14 protein-coding genes are annotated in these 18,499 nt (G+C 72.2%); 12 read left to right on the top strand and 2 right to left on the bottom strand.

Annotated elements, in window-relative coordinates; genetic code table 11:
* The first annotated feature begins 162 nt into the window (after positions 1-162).
* The 4 genes from ACSYGN_RS14725 (at position 163) to ACSYGN_RS14710 (ending at position 7,520) form a co-directional block, all read left to right on the top strand.
* On the top strand, positions 163-1,296 hold the full coding sequence (locus ACSYGN_RS14725; protein ID WP_460395689.1) for a macro domain-containing protein: 1,134 nt from the start codon (positions 163-165) through the stop codon (positions 1,294-1,296).
* A 100-nt stretch (positions 1,297-1,396) separates the two neighbouring features.
* On the top strand, positions 1,397-2,056 hold the full coding sequence (locus tag ACSYGN_RS14720) for a hypothetical protein (RefSeq protein WP_460395687.1): 660 nt from the start codon (positions 1,397-1,399) through the stop codon (positions 2,054-2,056).
* 135 nt (positions 2,057-2,191) lie between these two features.
* A complete protein-coding gene (locus tag ACSYGN_RS14715) occupies positions 2,192-2,848 on the top strand; it encodes an RES family NAD+ phosphorylase (RefSeq protein ID WP_460395686.1) in 657 nt (218 codons plus the stop codon).
* 25 nt (positions 2,849-2,873) lie between these two features.
* Positions 2,874-7,520 (top strand): CHAT domain-containing protein, encoded by a 4,647-nt coding sequence (locus ACSYGN_RS14710; protein WP_460395685.1) that lies wholly within the window; start codon positions 2,874-2,876, stop codon positions 7,518-7,520.
* Positions 7,521-7,529: 9 nt separating this feature from the next.
* Here ACSYGN_RS14710 and ACSYGN_RS14705 read toward each other — a convergent pair whose 3' ends face one another.
* Positions 7,530-9,419: a caspase family protein gene (locus ACSYGN_RS14705; RefSeq protein WP_460395683.1), complete on the bottom strand. Its 1,890-nt coding sequence runs from the start codon at positions 9,417-9,419 to the stop codon at positions 7,530-7,532.
* A 207-nt stretch (positions 9,420-9,626) separates the two neighbouring features.
* On the opposite strand from ACSYGN_RS14705, the gene ACSYGN_RS14700 reads away from it, so the two are divergent.
* The 7 genes from ACSYGN_RS14700 (at position 9,627) to ACSYGN_RS14670 (ending at position 15,726) form a co-directional block, all read left to right on the top strand.
* The gene (locus ACSYGN_RS14700; RefSeq protein ID WP_460395681.1) at positions 9,627-10,187 is read left to right on the top strand and encodes a hypothetical protein; all 561 of its coding nucleotides are present in this window, start codon (positions 9,627-9,629) and stop codon (positions 10,185-10,187) included.
* A gap of 126 nt (positions 10,188-10,313) precedes the next feature.
* Complete coding sequence (locus ACSYGN_RS14695; RefSeq protein WP_460395679.1) at positions 10,314-12,083, top strand: hypothetical protein; 1,770 nt, start codon at positions 10,314-10,316, stop codon at positions 12,081-12,083.
* A gap of 29 nt (positions 12,084-12,112) precedes the next feature.
* Positions 12,113-12,397, top strand: a complete 285-nt coding sequence (locus ACSYGN_RS14690) for a hypothetical protein (protein ID WP_460395677.1) — start codon at positions 12,113-12,115, stop codon at positions 12,395-12,397.
* A complete protein-coding gene (locus tag ACSYGN_RS14685; protein WP_460395675.1) occupies positions 12,394-13,023 on the top strand; it encodes a hypothetical protein in 630 nt (209 codons plus the stop codon). The genes ACSYGN_RS14690 and ACSYGN_RS14685 overlap by 4 nt, the downstream gene beginning before the upstream one ends.
* A 48-nt stretch (positions 13,024-13,071) precedes the next feature.
* Positions 13,072-14,637, top strand: coding sequence for an AAA family ATPase (locus ACSYGN_RS14680; RefSeq protein WP_460395673.1), 1,566 nt, complete (start codon positions 13,072-13,074; stop codon positions 14,635-14,637).
* Between the two features lie 89 nt (positions 14,638-14,726).
* A complete protein-coding gene (locus ACSYGN_RS14675; RefSeq protein ID WP_460395671.1) occupies positions 14,727-15,287 on the top strand; it encodes a hypothetical protein in 561 nt (186 codons plus the stop codon).
* A 97-nt stretch (positions 15,288-15,384) separates the two neighbouring features.
* Complete coding sequence (locus tag ACSYGN_RS14670) at positions 15,385-15,726, top strand: hypothetical protein (RefSeq protein ID WP_460395669.1); 342 nt, start codon at positions 15,385-15,387, stop codon at positions 15,724-15,726.
* A 161-nt stretch (positions 15,727-15,887) separates the two neighbouring features.
* On the opposite strand, the gene ACSYGN_RS14665 is transcribed toward ACSYGN_RS14670, so the two are convergent.
* Positions 15,888-17,222 (bottom strand): M14 family metallopeptidase, encoded by a 1,335-nt coding sequence (locus ACSYGN_RS14665; protein WP_460395667.1) that lies wholly within the window; start codon positions 17,220-17,222, stop codon positions 15,888-15,890.
* A 536-nt stretch (positions 17,223-17,758) separates the two neighbouring features.
* Between ACSYGN_RS14665 and ACSYGN_RS14660 the strand changes: the two genes are divergently transcribed.
* A complete protein-coding gene (locus ACSYGN_RS14660; protein WP_460395665.1) occupies positions 17,759-18,313 on the top strand; it encodes a hypothetical protein in 555 nt (184 codons plus the stop codon).
* The last annotated feature ends 186 nt before the right edge of the window (positions 18,314-18,499 follow it).

Below are 18,499 nucleotides of genomic sequence, written 5' to 3'. Positions count from 1 at the left end.
ACCTCGCCGGGCCTCCGGCTGACTAACCGTCATCTCACCGAAGCAGGACCGGACTTCGCCCCGCAACCGACCGGCTCCCGACCGGCCCCCGGGTGTCCAATGGAGGAGGGGAGCAACGGAACGGCTTGTGAGGGCGGAGGCGGCAATGGGAACCTGACTCCCATGCCGCAGCCCCCTCACTTGCCGGACCACGGAGCGGTACTCGCGGAGGTGAGGACGGTGCGGCGGGCCGGGGTCGTCAGACTGCGCGGACTCGACACTCCCGAACTCACCCGGATAGCCAGGGAACGCCCGGGAGAACAGGGGGAGTTACCCGCGCACGCGGTCGAGAGGCTGCTGCGTGACGCGGTCGGAGCGATCGGCGGTGGCACGCTCCAGACGGCCGCCGAGTACAGCCTGGGCCTCGCCCAGGGCACCCGCGACTGGCCCGCCGCCGACCGGCGCAGGCGCGCCGCGGAGGTGTACGGGGTGAGTGTCGAACGGTTCCGCAAGCACCAGGAGCTGATGGTGCTGGGGCAGATCACCGAGCAACTGCTCGACATCGCCTCCCGCACCGTCACCGGCGGCCGGCCCGGCACCGACAGCATGTACGGGACCGACACCGGCTCCGGCACGGCCCGCCCCGACCGGCTGGCCGCCGCCCACCGCGTCGTACACCCGTATGTGCACAACCGCACCGTCCCCGTCACCCTGCACGTCCACTCCGTCGATCTGCTGCGGGACGTCGATGTCGTCGTCTCGCCGTCGAACACGCACTTCGCGCTGCCCGCGACGTACAAGTCGTCCATCGCGGCGACCCTGCGCCGCGCGGGAGCGCGCACCGACCCCACGGGGGCGCTCGTCGAGGACCTGGTCCACGACGAGCTGCGGGGGTGGGCCGTCCGGCACGGGACTCCCGGCCGGGCGGCCCTGCCGGGCACCGTCGCCGCCACCTCGTCCGGCACGCTCGCCGACCAGGGCGTGCGGCGCATCTACCACGTGGCCGTGGCCGTGCCCCGCCCCGGCACCAACGACTACGACGTCCAGCCCGCCGACATCACCCGCGGAGTCACCCGGGTCTTCCGGCTGCTCGCCGAGGAGACCGAGCGCTACGACCCGCCGCTCACCTCGCTGTGCCTGCCCCTGCTCGGCGCCGGGCGGGGCGGGCTGCCGCCGCTGGAGAGCTTCGGCGCGCTGTGGGCGGCCGTGGAGGCCGAGCTGGCCCGCGGCGCCGACTGGGACGTCCACCTCGTCGTACGCCGCCATGCCCGCGCCGACCTGCTGGAACGGCTGCTGAGTGAGCGACGCCGACCGTAGGCCGGACCGGGACCCGAGACCCGGGAGCAGGGAGCACAGACCCGAGACCTGGGAGCACGGACCCGGGAAACCGGCATTCGAACGCGAGGAGGGGGAACAAGTGACCGTGAACCCGTACGCCGTGCTCGCCGCGGCGGCCGCCCAATGGGACCGGATCGCGGGCCGTATCGCCGAGCCCACCCGGGAACGCCTGGCCGCCCTGCTCGCCGTCGTACGTCACGGCCGCGCCGACCTGGGTACCCGCGACCGGGCCGCCGAGGAGGCCGCCGGACTGCTGCGCCAGGCGCTGCCCGACGAATTCGCCCTCCAGGAGAGCCGGTTGAGCACCGGCACCCTCGACGCCCCCGTCACCCATCTGGGCTTCCACGCCGAGGACCTCGCCGTGCTCGTCCTCGACGGCCACCGCATGGTCGGCCCCGTCCTCGGCCCGGTCCGCGACCGGCTGCTCGCCGCGCCCGCGCTGGACGCCGACACCGTTCTGCGGCGCGGCGGCGACCCCTACGCGCCCGAACTGATCCGGCTGCCCGGCGCCGGGGGCCGCCCGCAGCTCCCGCAGTTCCAGTTCTCCGAGGGCACTTTGCCCTGGCTGGTCGTCCTGGAGGTCAACGAACTGCTCGACGCCGCCCACGACCCGTGGGGCGCCGCCGACTGGTGGCTGTCGTCCAACGCCTGGCTCGGCACCGCCCCGGCCGGACTCCTCGGCACCGGCAACGACCGCCGGCTCGCGGACACGGCGCGGTTCCTGATGGAGGAGGGGTAGTGCCCGGCGGGGGGAGGAACTGGTCCCGACGGGCGAGGAGCCGGTCCCGACGGGGGAGGAGTGACGAGGGTGCGTACCGCCGAGGAAGAAGAGACGACGGTGTCTGCCGCCGAGGAAGAAAAGAGCTGACCGACCGTGCCGAACTACCGGCCGCCCGAGGCCCTGACGGCCACCCCGGCCAAGGCGATGCTCGCGCGGGGCACCCTGCTGCACCGCGTCCACTCCGCGCGCCGCGACCCCGCGGACTTCAACCCGCGCCCCGCGCACTGCCTCTACGGCGGCGGCCGCTTCGACGCCACCCTGTGCGACCGCTACGGCTACCTCTACGCCGGTACCACCCCGGCCGCCGCCGTCTGCGAGACCCTGCTGCGCTCCCTGCCCTTCGACCCGTCCGGCGGCCCCCGCCTGCTGCCCCGGGTCGCCGTCGAGCGGCGCCGCCTCAGCACCCTGCGGCTCACCGCCGACCTCGGGGTGGTCGCCCTGATGAACGCCCAGGATCTGGCGGGCGTCCACCAGGACAGCTGGCTCGTCCAGACCGAGGCCGCCGAGTACGCCTACACCCGGGACTGGGCCCACTGGATCCGCCGGCACACCGATCCCTGGGCGCAGGGCTTCGTCTGGGCGTCCAAGCGCGAGCCCGGCGACCGTACGGTCGTGCTCTTCGGCGACCGCTGCCCACCCGGCGCACTGGAGGAAGTCGACGGCCACGACGTGGACTTCGGCACCGAGGAGGGCCTGCGCTGGCTCGACTCCGTGCTCCAGCCCTACTTCGCGAGACTGGCCCCCCGATAGCGGGGCGGCGTAGCAGAATCCTCATATGTCCGACAACGCAGTCGAGTTGGCCGAGCTCATCGCCGACATCACCGCAGAACGCGACGAAGTCCTCGCCGAGATCGCCCGGTTGTCCTCCGGCGACCCGGACGCCGCCTCGCTGTGCGGCTACGCGGGGGAGCTGAGCCACCGGCTGTACACGCTCAAGGAGCGGGGCGAGGACGAGGAGGACGCCTCCCTCGCCGTCGAGGCGTTCGAGCACGCCTTCGCCGACCCCGCCGTCGTGGCGGAGCGCGAGGCCGCGGGTGACACGGCGGTGTGGGCGGCCTGGCGGATCCTGTTCGCCCATCTGCGCGCCTTGCGGTACGACCTCGAACCGTCGCGTGGACTCATGGACGAGGTATGGCGGTTGCTGACCGAGGGCGCGCCCGGCCTGCCCGCCGCCGACCCCGACTTCGCCGACGTACGGCACCTCGCCCGCACCCTCCTCGCCGCCTGCGCCGAGATCCGCTACCAGCGCCGTGACCCGGACGATGACGAGAGGGCCCTGCTCGACGAGGCCCTGCGCCGCAACGCGGACGCCCTCACCGCCGTAGCGGGACCGGACGACGCGGAACCGGCTGGCGCGGACGGCCCGGCTGGCGCGGACGGCCCGGGTGGCGCGGACGGCCCGGGTGGCGCGGACGGCCCGGGTGGCGCGGAACCGGACGTTGCGGACGGCCCGGATGGCGCAGGCCCGGACGGTCCGGAGGGCGCGGGACCAGACGGCGCGGACCCGGACGGTCCGGACGGTCCGGAGGGACCGGCCCCGGACACCGCGGCCCCGGACACCGCGGCCCCGGACACCGCGGCCCCGGACACCGCGGCCCCGGACACCGCGGCCCCGGACACCGCGGCTCCGGACAGCACGGCCCCGGACACCGTGGAGGCGACCCAGCTCCGCACCACCCTGGCCTTCCTCCACCTGGAGCGCGCCATCGGCTTCGGCTCCGTCGACGACGCCGCCGAGGCCGTACGGCACTACCGCACCGCCCTCCAGGCCACGCCCCCCGGTGCCGACGACCTGCCCGAGCTGCGCCAGAGCCTGGCCTTCGCCCAGTTGGTGCACGGCCGGGCCGTCGGCGACCGCGACGAGCTGGAGGCCGCCCGCGACGCCTACAGCACCGCCCTCACCGAGGCCCGCCTCCGCGGCGGCCCGGCACCGGAGTGGGCCACGGAGGCCGAGCTGAACTCGGTCTTCATCCGCATGCTGATCTGGTCCACCTGGAAGGACCGCTCCCACGCCGCGGCCGCCGAGGTGGAGCTCACCCGGCTGCTCGCCGACCCGGAGACGGTGGCCGGACTGGTGCCCCACTACCTCGACGGATTCGGACGCCTGCTGTACGAGCGGGCCGCCGAACGTGACGACGACGAGGGCCGTGACCGCGCCGTGGCCCTGATCCGGCGCGCCATCGCCGAGTGGCAGTTCGAGCGTGACGGCGACGTCACCGCGACCGCGATGTTCCTCGCCGCGTTCCAGCAGGTCCGCTACCTGGACGACGGCGATCCGCAGCGCGCCCGGGACGTCCTCGACGCGACCGGTCTCATCCTCGCCCAGGAGAACGACCCCCTCGACCTCAAGACGGTCTCCCGCACGATGGACATCTGGGCCCGCTACGTCCTTGCCGACCGGGGGCTCTTCCCCATGACCGACGGAGTGCCGGAAGGTGTCGACCCGACGGCCGTCCTGAAAGACATCGGAGTCCTGTTCCAGGAGCTGACGTCGGGCCGGAACCTCATCGACGTCTCCCGGGACGAGCATCTGCCCGGCGTCGGACGGGACATGGCGGGTGTCGAACGTCGCCGTGAGTACTTCGAACAGGCCCTCGCCCAGGTGCGCGGGGCCGAGCCCGGCAGTGAGGCCCGCGGGAGGATCGCCGCACTGCTCCTCGGCAGCCTCGCCGTGTTCGACCCCGACGGCGCCTTCGTCACTCCCGAACACCGGCGTGAACTGACCGACGCCATCATGGAACGCGCCGACGTGGATCCCGCCTGGCGCGGTCAGGCGCACGCCGTGACCGGCGCGGCGCTGCTCGGCCAGGAGCAGATCCGTACCAGCGGCGGCCTGGACGAGGCCCTCGCCCACTTCGACCAGGCCGAGGCCGCGGGCGGGGCGAGCGGGGAGTACAGCTTCGACCTCGCCCGCCTCCTGGCGCAGACCCAGCGGGGCCAGACCGGTGGCGGCACCGACGACCTGGAAGCAGGCCGCGAGGCCTGGCAGCGGCTGCGGGACAACCCGGCGCTGCCGGCCGACCTCCGCCGCACCATGGACCTCCAGCAGGCGGGCTTCGACGTGATGGCCGCGGTCGGCCACGGTGACCTGCCCGCTGCGGACGCCGCCATCGCCCGGCTCACGGCGGGCCACGCCGAGATGAGCGACGAGGACACGACGCGGATCGAGATCCTCACCCTCCTGGAGAACGCCCGCTCCCAGCGCGACAACCTCGCCCGCGCTCTCGGGGCGCCGCCGCTGCCGCCGCTGTCCGGCCGCCCGACCGTCGCCGAACTGCGCCGCCAAGCCGCCCGGTTGCCCCGCGACCACCGCGCCTGGGTGCTCGGCGACAACGGCATCTCCCGGTTCAGCCGGGCGGGCCGCGCCAAGGACGGACCCGGACTGCTGGAGGCCGCACGGCTGCTCCAGGAGGCCCACGACCTCTCCGACCCCGGCGGCCACAACCGGCTTCGGTACGCCAACACCCTGGGCATGGCCCACTGTGCCCTGGCGACCCTCCAGATCGACCGCGTGTGGGCCCGCAACCGCCTCGCACGCGGCATCACCCACCTGGAGAACGCAGTCGCCGAGGCCAAGGGCCCCGAGAACCGCCTCTACGCCCTCACCGGTCTCAACCTCGCCCGCGCCTACCGCATGCGCGACGACTCCGCCCGCCGCGACCGTGCCGCCGCCCGCCGTATCGGCCTCGACTCGCTGCGCGGCCACGCCTGGGCCGCGCTGCTCCAGTCCGGCACCGATCACGCCACGGTCGCCGCCGCGGAGGCCACCGAGACGGCGCTGGAGGTCGCCGGATGGTGCCTCACGGACGACCGCCCAGAGGAGGCCCTGCGCGCCCTGGACGCCTGCCGCGGCCTGGTCCTGCACGCGGCGGTGACCTCCACCGGCGTACCCGGCCTGCTGACCGCCGCGGGCCACGCCGACCTCGCCGCCGAATGGCGGGCCTCCGGCGCGGACGCCACGCAGACCCCCTCGGACCCGTTCAGCGCCGCGCAGGCGCCGCCGACCGCGCCCAGCTCGCTGCGCCGCCGGGTCCTGACGGCGCTGACGGACGGGAACGACCCCCAGGCCGCCCTGCTCCTCGATCCGCCCGCCCCCGACGAGATCGGCCGCGCCCTGCGCTCCCTCGGCAAGGACGCCCTGGTGTATCTGGTCCCGGCCTCCGACGACGTCGCCGGTACGGCGGTCGTCGTCACCTCGGGCGGCAGCGTGCACTCCGTACCCCTGCCGACCCTCACCCAGGACGCGGCGCCGCTACGGGAGTACGCACCGGCGGGCGTGCCGCTCGGTGCCGGGCGGGCGGAGCCCGACGCCCCCCGCGCCCCCCGCGCCCCCCGCGCCCCCCGCGCCCCCCGCGCCCCCCGCGCCCCCCGCGCCCCCCGCGCCCCCCGCGCCCCCCGCGACCTTCGCGACCCCCGAGACCTCGGCCCCGTCCCCGGCTACCACGGCAGCAGCGGCGGCACCGGCGGCGCGCCCCCGACGCTGCGCGCGCAGCTCGACCGCCTGTGCGGCTGGGCCTGGTACGCCGGGATGCGGCCGCTGCTGGAGGCGTTCGAGATGCCGCAGGGGCGGCAGCCCCGGCTGGTCCTGGTGCCGATGGGCACCCTCGGCCTCGTCCCGTGGCACGCCGCCTGGCAGGCGGGCGGCCCGCGCGGACGCCAGTTCGCCCTTCAGGCCGCCGAGATCTCCTACGCCGCCTCCGCCCGCCTCCTCTGCCTGGTCGCCGCCCGCCCCGCACCCGCCCTCACCGGCGCCGCGCTGGTCGTCGGCAACCCGACCGGCGACCTGTACTACGCAGGCGAGGAGGCCGACGCCGTGCAGCGCGCCTTCTACCCCGGCGGCCGCTTCCTGGGCCGCCGCACCACCGGCCCCGCCGACGGCGAGGGCACCCCGCGCGAGGTGCTGGACTGGCTGCGCTCGGTGCCCGAGCCCGGCGAGGAGGGCGCCGGTGTGCTGCACCTCGCCTGTCACGCCTCCGTCGCCGCCAACGCCCGGCGCAGCGCCTATCTCTCCCTCAGCGGCGGCCAGTTGGCGGCCGAAGAGCTGACGGAGGCGGTCGGCCCCGGCGGCGGCAGACTCGGCCTGGTGCTGCTCGCGGCGTGCCGCAGCCATGTCTCGGGCCGGGGCCACAACGAGGCGTACACCCTGGCCACCGCCTTCCTGGTGGCCGGGGCCCGCTCGGTGGTCGGCTCGCTGTGGCCGGTGCCGGACGAGGCGACCTCGGTGCTGATGTACCTCACCCACCACTATCTGCGCACCCACGGCGAACCCCCGGCGCGGGCGCTGCGCAGGGCCCAGCTCTGGATGCTCAACCCGGACCGCGAACTGCCGGACGGACTCCCGGACAGCCTCAGAGGCCGGGTGAGCCGTATCGACCCGCATGACTTGAGCGCGTGGGCAGGGTTCACCCACCTGGGGCAGTAGAGCGTTTCGCTACGGCACCAGGGTGCGCAGGGGCACGGTGAGAGTGGTCCAGCGGCGCGCCCCGCCTTCCAGAACGGGGCCCAACAGCCGGGCGTGGAAGCCCTGCCCGGGATCCAGGTCGGGAAGCTTGAAGGGCAGGGTGTTCAACTCGCCTTCGGCGACGATCAGTTTGAGCCAGTCACGTGCCTCCGCACCGGGTACGGCGGGACGGCCGTCCGGCAGCGAGAGCCGCACGGGGTCGCCGTCCAGGGCGTGACCGGTGTGGCCGGGGCCGATGAAGTGGCCCGGGTAGAGGGCGGAATGGGAACCGTAACGGCCCGTCAGATCGAGGAGCAGGCACCACACGGTGCGGTCGGGAGAGCGGTTCTGGAGCCGGATGGACACCCAGGGCGCCTGCGGTGTTCTGTCGGGCCCGGCCGTGTACGGGCAGACGATCTCGCCGCTCCCATCGGGCAGCAGCACCTCGCCCGGTGCCGCGTCCCACGGGGCGATCTCCACCCGGACCAGACCGTCCAGCAGCGAGCGGGGCGCGGTCAGCTCCCGTAGCTGGTGCCAGCGGGTGAGGTGCGCCAGGCAGTCCGCGACCTGGCGCGCGGCCTCGGGGCCGCCGGTCGGCAGGGGGTCGGTGAAGGGGGTGCCGTCCCGGCGCAGCACCTTGGCGGTCCCGTCCCGCAGCAGGACGCGGAAGTGCAGGTCGGCTGCGCGCTCGGGGCCGTCGGTGAGGCGGAGCAGGGGAGCGGATTCGATCGCCTCGGTCAACTCCCGTACGACGTCGGGGGGTCCGTCGAGGGTCACGCTGCCCGGCGGGAGGGCGAGCGCGGAGAGGGCGACCGGGTAGACACGGTCGCGGGCGGGGGCCCAGCCGACCGGAGTGACGAGGGTGCGGTCGGTGCGGACCGCCCTCGCGGTGAGGACGGGGGCGGAGGCGATCGCGGGGGCCGGGTGGTCGCCGCCGTCGACCACGGTGAACGTGGTGCCCTGTGCCACGGCCCCGTCCCCCTCCCGCAGCCCGTGGACGCTGCCGCAGTCCACCTCCCAGCCCTGCGCGCCGAACCGAAGCAGCAGATGGGGGGCGAGTCCCCTGGCCGCACGGCCGGTCGTGCCGGGGAACGGCCGGTCGGCGGGGCCGCCCGGCAGGTCCGGGAACAGCACCGGCTGCTGGGCGCTCCCCGACCGCTGGACCCGTGCGGCGGCGGCCGACAGCAGCTCCCGGCCGGTGGTGGCGGCCCCGGCCGCGCGGACCGCGCCGATCAGCGCATGCGTGAACGCGCCGTGCCGACGCCCGCCGAACCACCCCTCGTAGGCGGGCTGGTCGAGCCGGCTGGCGGCGAGCAGCAGATGCCGGCCGGACGGCGGGGTCACGGTGAACTCGCGAGCCACCGGTGCGGGGTCGGCGAAGTCCCAGCCGGGTGACGGGGGTGCGTACCGGGCGGTCAGCTCCGACCGCAACGGATCCCGGGACGCCCCGCCGGAGTGGCAGCAGTCCAGCACCGCGGTCACCGGGACACCCCGGGCCGCGACCGCGTCGAGCAGGGCGCCGAGGCGCTTGTCGAGCAGCGGCCCGTCCGCGCACACCAGGGCCTGGTTGCGTCCGGTCGCCTCGATGAGCAGATCGTCCCCGGTGGCGGGTAACTCCGTGCCGTGCCCCGAGAACCACAGCAGCGCCTTGTCACCGGCCCCGGCCGCGCCCAGTTGCCGCGACACCGCCTCTGCCACGGCCTCGACGGTGGCCTCGGCGTTCAACAGCTCACGCACATGGACCTGTTCACCGGAGGAACCGGCGAGATCGGCAAGCAGCCGCCGGACCTCGGTGATGTCATTGACGCAGCCGCTCAAGGAGCGGGCCACGGACACCGGATAGTCGTCGATCCCCACCAGAAGCGCATAAATCTTCCCCATACGGAGAGTCTGCCAGGGGAAGTACGGGCGCATTGTGCACGAGATGGTCGTGATCCGGGCCGATTGCGGGCGGAAACGGGTTCCGGGCAAGCCATTCGACGTTTTCAGTCGCACTCTTGACGTGGCGTCATTAACCTTTCACTCATCGGTGGGACAGGAAACCGGCCTCGCTCCGGTTCGCCGCCGCCCATGACACTCGGGGGACACATGGGGTACGTAGAACGGTCGCGCAGAATCGTCGGACCGCAGCAGCCCGGACAACAGCCCATCGGCCAACCGGCCTTCGGACCGGCGTTCGGGCAGCCCGCCTCCGGACCATCGACCTCCGGCCGGCCGTCGACCGGCCACGCCCCGCCCGGTCACGCCTCACCGGGACCGGCACAGCGGCAGCGCACCCCGGCCGTGCTGCGCGAGCTGTTCCGCAAGCGCGGCTCCCAACTCCTCGACTCGGTACGGAAACTGGACACCGGCCTGGACGAACGGGCCTGCCAGGCGCTCGCCGACTGGATCCGCGACGAGTACGCGGCCTCCTACGGCGAGGTCCCACTCGGCTTCGTGGCCCGCTGCTACCTGGGCCCGCCCTACGTGGACCACCAGCTCAATCTCTTCCACGTCATCGTCCGGCACTTCGCACCCGCCGAGCCGATGCCCGAGCCGTTCGCGGCGGCCCGGATGCTCGCCCGCTCCGGCGGCTACGCCTACGTGGAGGTCTACAGCGACGGCCTGATCCTCCCCGTCCTGGACGACGGCACGGTCGTACGGCCCTGACGGCAGCCACTGCCTCCGCCCCCCAAGACGCACCGCCGACGCCGTAGCCACCGCCCCGCGCCACGGCACCCCCTGCGTCTCGCACCCACCCACAGCCCCTCACGCGGTACGTGAACGGAGTTCCCCATGTCCGACATCGACTACGCCCTGCGCCGTCAGGTGGCGGAGGTGAACAACCTCGTCATCAGACTCACCGAACAGGTCGGTTCGGTGTCCGGCCAGGTCTCCACCGTCGAGGCCAACCAGCAGCAGACCCGCACCGAACTCCAGCAGCTGCGCGACGACTTCCTCTCCTTCGTGAAGCAGGCCGAGGCCACGGCGAACGTGCAGCGCGCCGAGACCCGTATCGGCGTCATCAAGGACGACATCGACCACAAGTTCGGCCACCACAAGACGGTGCGGCGCACCGCGGTCGGCATGCTCCAGGCCTTCGACATCGGCCTGGTGTCCCCGGAGACCGTCCGGACGGTCAGCGACCAGCTGATGATCCAGACGCCCCGCTACTGGCTCGCGCCGGCCCTGGTCGCGCTCGCCTCCTGGTCGGACGACGACCGGGAGCTGTGCGACCGTGCCGTGCAGGAGGCGTTCCGCCGCTCGCCCGACCGCACCGCCCTGTTCTTCGCCCTCGTGCTGCGCCGCCAGGAGCGCCGCGAGGCGGCGGTCCGCTGGCTGCGCCACTATCTCCTCGCCCAGGACCCGACGGCGCTGGGCCGGGAGTTCGCCGTCATCCTGGAGGCCATCGCGCAGGGCGCGTTCGGCCTGGTCGGCCGTGATCTGCTGGACCGCACCCTCGCCGAGTGGCGCACCCAGCTGATGGACAGCGCCGACACGCAGGCCAGGCAGGTCAAGCGGTGGCGCGAGGAGATCGACACACTGCGGGTGCGGGGCACCAAGGACGAGTTCCCACGGCTCTCCGACGTCTCCCCGCAGTGGGACAAGCTGGACTCCGTGCTGTCCGCGGCGCGCGGCCAGCAGGCCCTGCTGGACAAGTACCGGGCCGTCATGGACCGGGAGTTCGCGCCCTCCGAGCGCATCGAGGACGCCGTCGACGACATCCTCGACCGGCTCGTCTCCGAGTACGACAACGAGGAACTCCCGCTGCGCCGCGACCTCGCCTTCAACGAGGCGGTCGTCGCCAGCGACGGCGATGTGATCACGGCCCGCCGCACGGCCGACGCGGACGCGGCGTCGTACGAGGAGACCCTCGACTACCTCACCGTGCAGACCACCGCGGCGCTCAACCCGCAGGCCATCGGCACCTCCCCGGCGACGCAGCGGCTGGCCGTGGCGGCCTGCCACGAGTGGTTCCAGCAGGCGCACGCCGCGCACACCCGCGACTACCGCGGCGCCGTGCCGCAGGACGTGGAGGCGCGGTTCGACTCGGCGCACGGCGTGGGCGCGCAGACCTTCCAACTGCCTCCGTGGACGGGCTCGTTCACCCAGCCGCTGGCCGCGCTGGAGAAGTCCCTGTCCGACCACTGGGACCGGCACATGGAGCCGTTCATCGCGGCCCTCGCCTACCCGCTGGCGAAGAAGGTCGCCCCGCTGGTCGCGGTCGTGGCGTGCATCCTGCTGTTCTTCTTCGGCGTCTCGGCAGGCTTCGCGCTCGGGGCGGCGGCGATCGTCGGCGGCGTGTGGGGCGTGATCATCCACAATGCCGCCCAGACCGCCAGGCGCCACCAGGACACTGCCCGCGAGCTGCTGGCCCGGGCCAAGACCGAGTCGCTGCACCAGCTGCGCGGGGCGAGTGCCGAACTGACCGACTGGTACGAGAAGTTCCGGGCCGCCGACGAGGTGGAGGCCCGGGTGCGTGAGCTGATCGCGTCGCTGCCGACGGCGAGCGGGGGTGCGTCGCCGTTCGAGGGACGGACGGTGAGCGGGGAAGGACGGGCGTGATGACCTGGGCTGCGAATGGTACGAACGGCGTGAACGGGTCCCGCGTGGTGAACGGGGCCGGTGGCGTGAACGGGCAGCAGCGAGGCGGCGAGGCGCCGCCTCCGCCCACCCGGGCGCCGGGCGAGTCCCCGTGGGCGGCGAGCGGCTCGGCCGGCGGCGGGGGTGGCGAGGGTACGTCGCCGTGGGCCGCCGTACGCAGGCCGCAGCAGGAGCGGGTGACCGGCAGGCTGCGCCGGGTGGTGGAGGGGCTGCCCGACTGGGAGCCGCTGCCGCCGGGCGAGACGCTGGTACGGCGGCCGGGCAGCACCCTGTGAAGTGGCGGAAGAAGCTGCCGAGCGGGCCCGCCGCCGTCGCGGCACCGGGAGCCGCCCCCGGCCTGTGGGGTGACGGCGGCGCGTACCAGACCTGGGTCGGCTTCCTGCGCGCCTGGGCCGCCTTCGAGCCGGTCGACCCGGAGGCGCTGCCCCGGCTGGAGCAGGAGCAGTTCGAGGCCGACACCTGGGTACGGCTGAGCACCCACGTCATCGCGGCGTTCACCGCCCGTCTGGCCCGCTGGAGCGAGGGTCTGGTCCGTGCCCTGAACGAGGCCCGTGACGAGTTCAGCTTCGGCCGCGAACTGGCCCAGGCCCGCACCGGACTGCGCTCCGTACGCGCCCTGGCCGCGCACCCCGGCCTGCCGGAGAGCCTGCGCACGGAGCTGGGCAAGCTGATCGACGAGCAGATCCCCCGGATCCAGGCACAGCTGGAACAGAGCCTGGAGCACGAGGCGCGCAGAGGAGCGAACGCGCGGTTCGTGGAGCAGCGCCGCCGCACCCTGCGGGACAACGCGCTGACGGCCGTACTGACGACGCCTCCGGACCCGGCATCGGCCCCACCGGCGGACCCCTGGGCGTCGTACACCCCAGGCACCCCGTCACGCCGCAGAGTCCTCCCCGACTGACCGTTCCTCTCAGCCCATTGGCCGCTAGCGATCCCGAAGGCGCACCGAATGCCGAACTACGCCGAGAGCCTCACCCATCTGGACAGCTACGTCTCCGCCCGAGTCCCGGTGATCGCCCTGCGGACGATCGAACAGCAGCGCGCGCTACGGCTGCTGCGGGAGTCGGCGAGCCAGTCGCGGCGCAGCAGCATGCCGTTCTGGATCTACACCAGAGCGACGGGCCTGCGCGATCTGCGCACCAACGCACCGGTGCAGGAGGACCGTTCGCTGGCGGCGGCGATGGAGTACGCCGCGGCGCAGTTCGGTACACGGGCGAACGCCACGATGGTCTTCGTGGACCCCGACGAGCTGGAGTCCGACACCCCGGTCACCCGGCACTTCGCCGAGCTGGCGCGGATCGCCGACAGCAACATGGGCAGCATCGTGCTGATCACGGACACCCCGATCTGGAGCGGCCTCCAGCGGCTCGGCATGAGCCTGCGCCTCGACCTGCCGGACGCGGACGAGACGTACGCCATCCTCAGCGGCTTTCTGGGCGACCACCACGGCCACATCCCGATCGAGTGGACCGAGGAGGACGCGCGCCGGGCGGCGCAGTTCCTGAGCGGGGTGACGGAGGCGGAGTGCGTCAACCTGATGGCGACGATCGCGGCCAAGGGCGCGATCCGCAAGGACGACGTGCTGGGTCTGGCGCAGGCCAAGGACCGTATCTTCAGCGATCTGACGGGACTTGAGCGGGTCCAGCTGAAGCAGAGCGACTACTCGATCGGCGGCCTGAGCGGGCTGCGTGCCTGGCTGGAGCGCAAGCACGACATCATGTCGAGGGACCTCCGCCACACGGCCCTCCGCCCGCCCCGCGGGGTGCTCCTGGTGGGAGTCCCGGGCTGCGGAAAGTCATTGTCGGCGAAGGCGATCGCCCAGGAATGGCAACTGCCGCTGTACCGCCTCGACATGGCGAGCATCCACGGCAAGTACCTGGGCGAGTCGGAGGGCCGCTTCCGTGAGGCGCTGTCGATGGCGGACCGGGTCGCGCCCTGTGTGCTGTGGATCGACGAGATCGAGAAGGGCTTCGCCGGCCGCGACGACATGTCGGGCGTGCCGCAGCGCATCATCGGCCATTTCCTCTACTGGCTCCAGGAGTCGGAGTCGAGGGCGTTCGTGGTGGCCACGGCCAACGACATCCGCCACCTCCCGCCGGAACTGCTGCGCAAGGGCCGCTTCGACGAACTGTTCTTCGTCGACCTGCCCGACGCACAGGACCGCAAGGAGATCATCGGCATCTACTTCCACCGCTACCTCCAGGCCGACCCGGTGGGCGACCAGGTGGACCGCCTGGTCGACCTCTCGGAGGGCTTCGCCGGCTCCGACATCGAGGCCGCGCTGCACGACGTGGGCGAGGAGGTGGTGCGGCGCGGGGGACTGGCCCAGCTGAAGGACTCGCACATCATGGACACCTTCGCCCAGGTACGGCCGCTGAGCGTGGTCAACCCCGAGCAGATCGAGGACATCCGCGCCTGGGGCCGGGAGCGCGCGGTACCGGCGGGCCGGGGCGCGGTCACCCCGACGCCGGGGGACGGCGGACGGACGCGGCGGATCGTCTTCATGGACGAGTGACCGAACAGGTGATGGAGCGAACGGGTGTGAAAGGGGAAGAAGAACGGGCTGGGTGGTTCCGGCACAGCAATGTCGTCCATACTGCCCGCGTGGAGCAGCGCATAGGACCGAGCAGCAAGCCCCTGGAAGGCGCCGGATTCGACCCGGCCTTCATCCCCGGGCTCACCACCCCCGCGAAGCCGGACGAGCCCGACACTCCGGAGGCCCCGGAGGACGAGGTCCCGACGGCCAGGAAGCCCCCGGAGGACGAGACGGCCGCCCCCGAACCACCGAAGCCCGAGGCGGAGACGGAGACGGAGACTGAGACGGACGACGAGGAGGAACCCGAATCCTCCGAGGACCCCGAGCCCTCCGTGGAATCCGACTCCTCCGAAGGCCCGGTGTTCGAGGCGTCCGACCGCCGCGCCCGGATAGTGGCGGACCGGGCGGGCGTGCGCCTGAGCCTCGACGAGGAGGCGTGCGAGTTCCGCTGGGACGAGATCGGCGCGGTGGAGACGGAGCCCGCGCGCTTCGGCAAGCGTTTCACGATCACGGTGCACACGCCTGACCGCCGCTGGTACCCGATCGAGATCGAGGCGGCGGCCAGGAGCCGCTTCAAGGACTGGGAGACCCAACTGGACGAGGTCCTGGACGCGTACTTCCAGGAATGACACCGGGCGCCGATCACCTGCCTAAGATCAGGTGATCGGCCTCGATTGTCTCTGGTTGGTTCGGCGTGCGTCACACATGGGTTGGGAGCTGAGTGGATTGCTCTACATTGCCGTCTTCGTGGTCGGTTGCGTGACCGCCCTCACCGGCTGTGTGGCGCTGGTTTCCGGATGGGTGCCGCCGTGGCTGGACCATGTGGCGCGACCCCGGCTGTTCGGGCTGTGGGGCCTCTGTATGGGCGTCTTCTGCATGGTGCAGTTGCCCGTTCTCAGGGATCGCGTGGTGGGCATGGGCCCGGTCGCGATAGATGCGGTCCCGCTCCTTGCGGTCGTCGGTATGGTGGCGCTGCTTCTCGGCAAACGGCCTGGCCGGGCGCGCCGACTGTTCGACGCGCTCGACCGGCGCTCGGACAACGGTGGCCGGAGGCCGGCCGCCGGCTAGTGCCGCGGCGGGCAACGTTTGCCCGTCAAGGAGCGGCGTCCGGTGCGTGCTCTCGGTGTGCCGGCCGAAAGTCCTCGTACTGGACGTACTTGGGCTTTCGGCCGGTGCGGCGAGAGTGCGTGCCGGGCGTCGCGACGGGGCGAACGTTGCCTGTCGCGGCACTAGCAGTACTGGGACGCCTTCCCGATGGACCGGTACATGCAGTCGGCGTTCTCCAGGAGTTGGAGTACGGCGTCGCGGTTGCGTGAGGTCTCCCGCTCGATGACCTCGTCGGGCGGGTAGAACCCACCGGCGGAGCTGGAGGTGGGGTACATCTCGAAGGTGTAGTCGAAGATCTTCTGGGTGCCCCAGAGATAGTCGTCGATCGTGCCGTCGGTGATGTAGAGGTCGCTGGACTGCTCCGCCGTGTAGCCGTTGCTGGCGGCCATCTTCTGTCCTACGGCCTTGAAGGCGGCGGCGTCGTCGGCGGTCATGCCGGTGGCGGTGTCGGAGTAGGTGTAGCCGAAGGGCCAGAGCACCAGTTCGCTGTAGGTGTGGAAGTCGATGCCGGCCTTGATCTGCTGCTTGCCTGCGACGACACGGCTGCGGGCGAAGTCGGCGACGACCTTGACCTCGGGGGCGGACTCGGCGGAGGCGCCGCGGTAGGTCTCGGACGAGGTTGAGCCCGAAGAACCGCCGCAGCAGCCCCAGTTGTAGTTCCAGTTGCGGTTGAGGTCGGTACCGACGTAGGAGGAACCGGAGTTGGGCTGCCGGTTCTTGCGCCAGGAGCGGTAGGACCCGGAGGCGATGTCGTACTCGCCGCCGTCGGGGTTGAGGTCGGGCACGATCCAGATCTCGCGGCTGTCGACCAGGTTGGTCACACGGGAGTCGGTGCCGTATCCGGCGCCGAGTTCGCGCAGCAGGTAGAGCGCCATCTCGACGGTCAGATGCTCACGGGCGTGCTGGTGGAAGGTGAGGAGGACCTCGGGCTCGTTCTCGTCGGTGGCGACGTTGTCGCTGACCTTGATGGCGACGATGTCCCGGCCCTGGTAGGACTTGCCGATGACCCGCTTGCTCATGATGGCGGGGTAGGCGGCGAGCCGCTGGTCGATCTCGGTGTTCATCTCGGCGTAGTTGTGGTACTTCGAGTCCGCCGAGGGGAAGTCGAAGAGCCGCAGCTGATCGGCGGGCGTGGTGCGATCGGGGGCGTCCCCGACGGGCGTGACGTCGTACCCGAGCTGCCGAAGCCGCCGGATCTGATCACTCCGCCCGGAGACGACGACAGTCTCCTCATCGGCCTCGTCGACGGTGACGCCGGTGCGCTGGATGGCGGTGCGGGTCACGGGGGTGGTCGCCTGATGGATCTCGTACTGCTTCACCTCGTCGCCGGACGACGCGGCCGTACGGGCCCCGTCGGCGGTGGCCGTGGCGGTGGCGGAGATGGGCGCGGCGAGTGTGAGCGCCACGAGGGCGGCAAGAACGCCGTGACGCCTGCCGCCACGCATGCGAAGTCGCATGAAAGCTCCTTGTGGGGTCGGGGGTGGCTTCAGTGCGACGTACGTGGTGCGGGTGTGGCGCTCATGGTGCAGCTCTGGCATGCTCAGGTCAATAAGCAGCAAAAGCGCCTGCGTAGGAAATCGGCCGAAGGGAACAAAGGGCTCACAAGAATCGCACAGTGCACCCCCGCAGCAGTGGCCCGCCGCGCCCGATCCGTCCCGCCCGACCTGGCGCCGGCCCCGCGGAACGGAATCGTGAACCGACAAGAACGGTGGCAAGGGCTGTGCCATCTTCGACAACAACGTCGGACAGTCGCGGTACATGTACCTGCAGATGTGCAAAGTGGACGGCACCGGATGTGACAAGGACTCCGGAAACTTCACTGAATACGCGGGCCCTGTCCGCGTCTCCAGCGCCGTATGTGCACCCGTGACGGCGAAGATGGGCCTGAGTCCCAGTAGCTTGTACATCAACTTCAAGTCCGAGTACATGTTCTCCTGTGACTGAGAACCTGCCCGGCAGTGTCCGGGCCTCCGCGCGCTTCCTGTTAGTGACCATGGCCGCAGGGTCCCTTGCTCTGACCGCCTGCGGCAGCCAGGGAAGCCAACAGACCGGCAAGTCCTCCGTACCGCAGTCCTCGGTGGCTGCAACGGCGACACCCGAGCAGTCGGCCACGGACGGCGCCCTCAGCGAGGCAGCGCAGAAGGCGGCCGCCCAGCGTGCGGCCGATGCACCCAGCGGAGATCCCGTCCACCCGACGAACACCGCCATCCCCGATCCCGATGATTACGGATTCGGGAAGGCCGCGGCCACGGCCGCGCGAGGTGAGGTCGTCGCGTACACGCCTCGCCTGAAGTCGGGACACGTCGTCGTACCGCTGACCATTCACAACACCAGTGACAAGCGAGCGGCCTACACCGTCATCGTGACAGTCGTGGGCGGCAAGCAGAAGTCTCCGTTCTCGGTGACGGAAAAGGCCGACAACGTCTGGCCGGGAACCACATGGCCGACCGAAGCGGACATCACGGCCTCCGGTCTCAAAGACGCGACCGGTGGCTCGAAGATCAGCTTGAAGGTCGTCAGGAACGACCCGTTCGGCAACGCCCGCTGACCTGTCATACGCGCCTCGTCCGCTGCGCGGGCTGCCACCGGCGCTCCACTCGTTCACCGGCCGCGCTTCGATTCGTCGCGGCCGACCAGGGCAGGGACTTGACCACGCCCTCCTTACGCCCTGGCAGGCGCCCGTCCCAGGAACGCACAACTGTCGTTGCTGCGGTCCTTGATGCCGGCTGAACAC

The sequence above is a fragment of the Streptomyces sp. YIM S03343 genome, from assembly GCF_054729195.1.
Note: the sequence above shows the minus strand (reverse complement) of the source record. Positions and strands in the feature narration are given on the sequence as shown.

Excerpts from the sequence above, each read along its gene's own strand:
- ACSYGN_RS14680 (WP_460395673.1), top strand. The coding sequence starts at position 13,072 with ATGCCGAACTACGCCGAGAGCCTCACCCATCTGGACAGCTACGTCTCC.
- ACSYGN_RS14665 (WP_460395667.1), bottom strand. The coding sequence starts at position 17,222 with ATGCGACTTCGCATGCGTGGCGGCAGGCGTCACGGCGTTCTTGCCGCC.
- ACSYGN_RS14725 (WP_460395689.1), top strand. The coding sequence starts at position 163 with ATGCCGCAGCCCCCTCACTTGCCGGACCACGGAGCGGTACTCGCGGAG.
- ACSYGN_RS14660 (WP_460395665.1), top strand. The coding sequence starts at position 17,759 with ATGGCCGCAGGGTCCCTTGCTCTGACCGCCTGCGGCAGCCAGGGAAGC.
- ACSYGN_RS14705 (WP_460395683.1), bottom strand. The coding sequence starts at position 9,419 with ATGGGGAAGATTTATGCGCTTCTGGTGGGGATCGACGACTATCCGGTG.
- ACSYGN_RS14695 (WP_460395679.1), top strand. The coding sequence starts at position 10,314 with ATGTCCGACATCGACTACGCCCTGCGCCGTCAGGTGGCGGAGGTGAAC.
- ACSYGN_RS14700 (WP_460395681.1), top strand. The coding sequence starts at position 9,627 with ATGGGGTACGTAGAACGGTCGCGCAGAATCGTCGGACCGCAGCAGCCC.
- ACSYGN_RS14710 (WP_460395685.1), top strand. The coding sequence starts at position 2,874 with ATGTCCGACAACGCAGTCGAGTTGGCCGAGCTCATCGCCGACATCACC.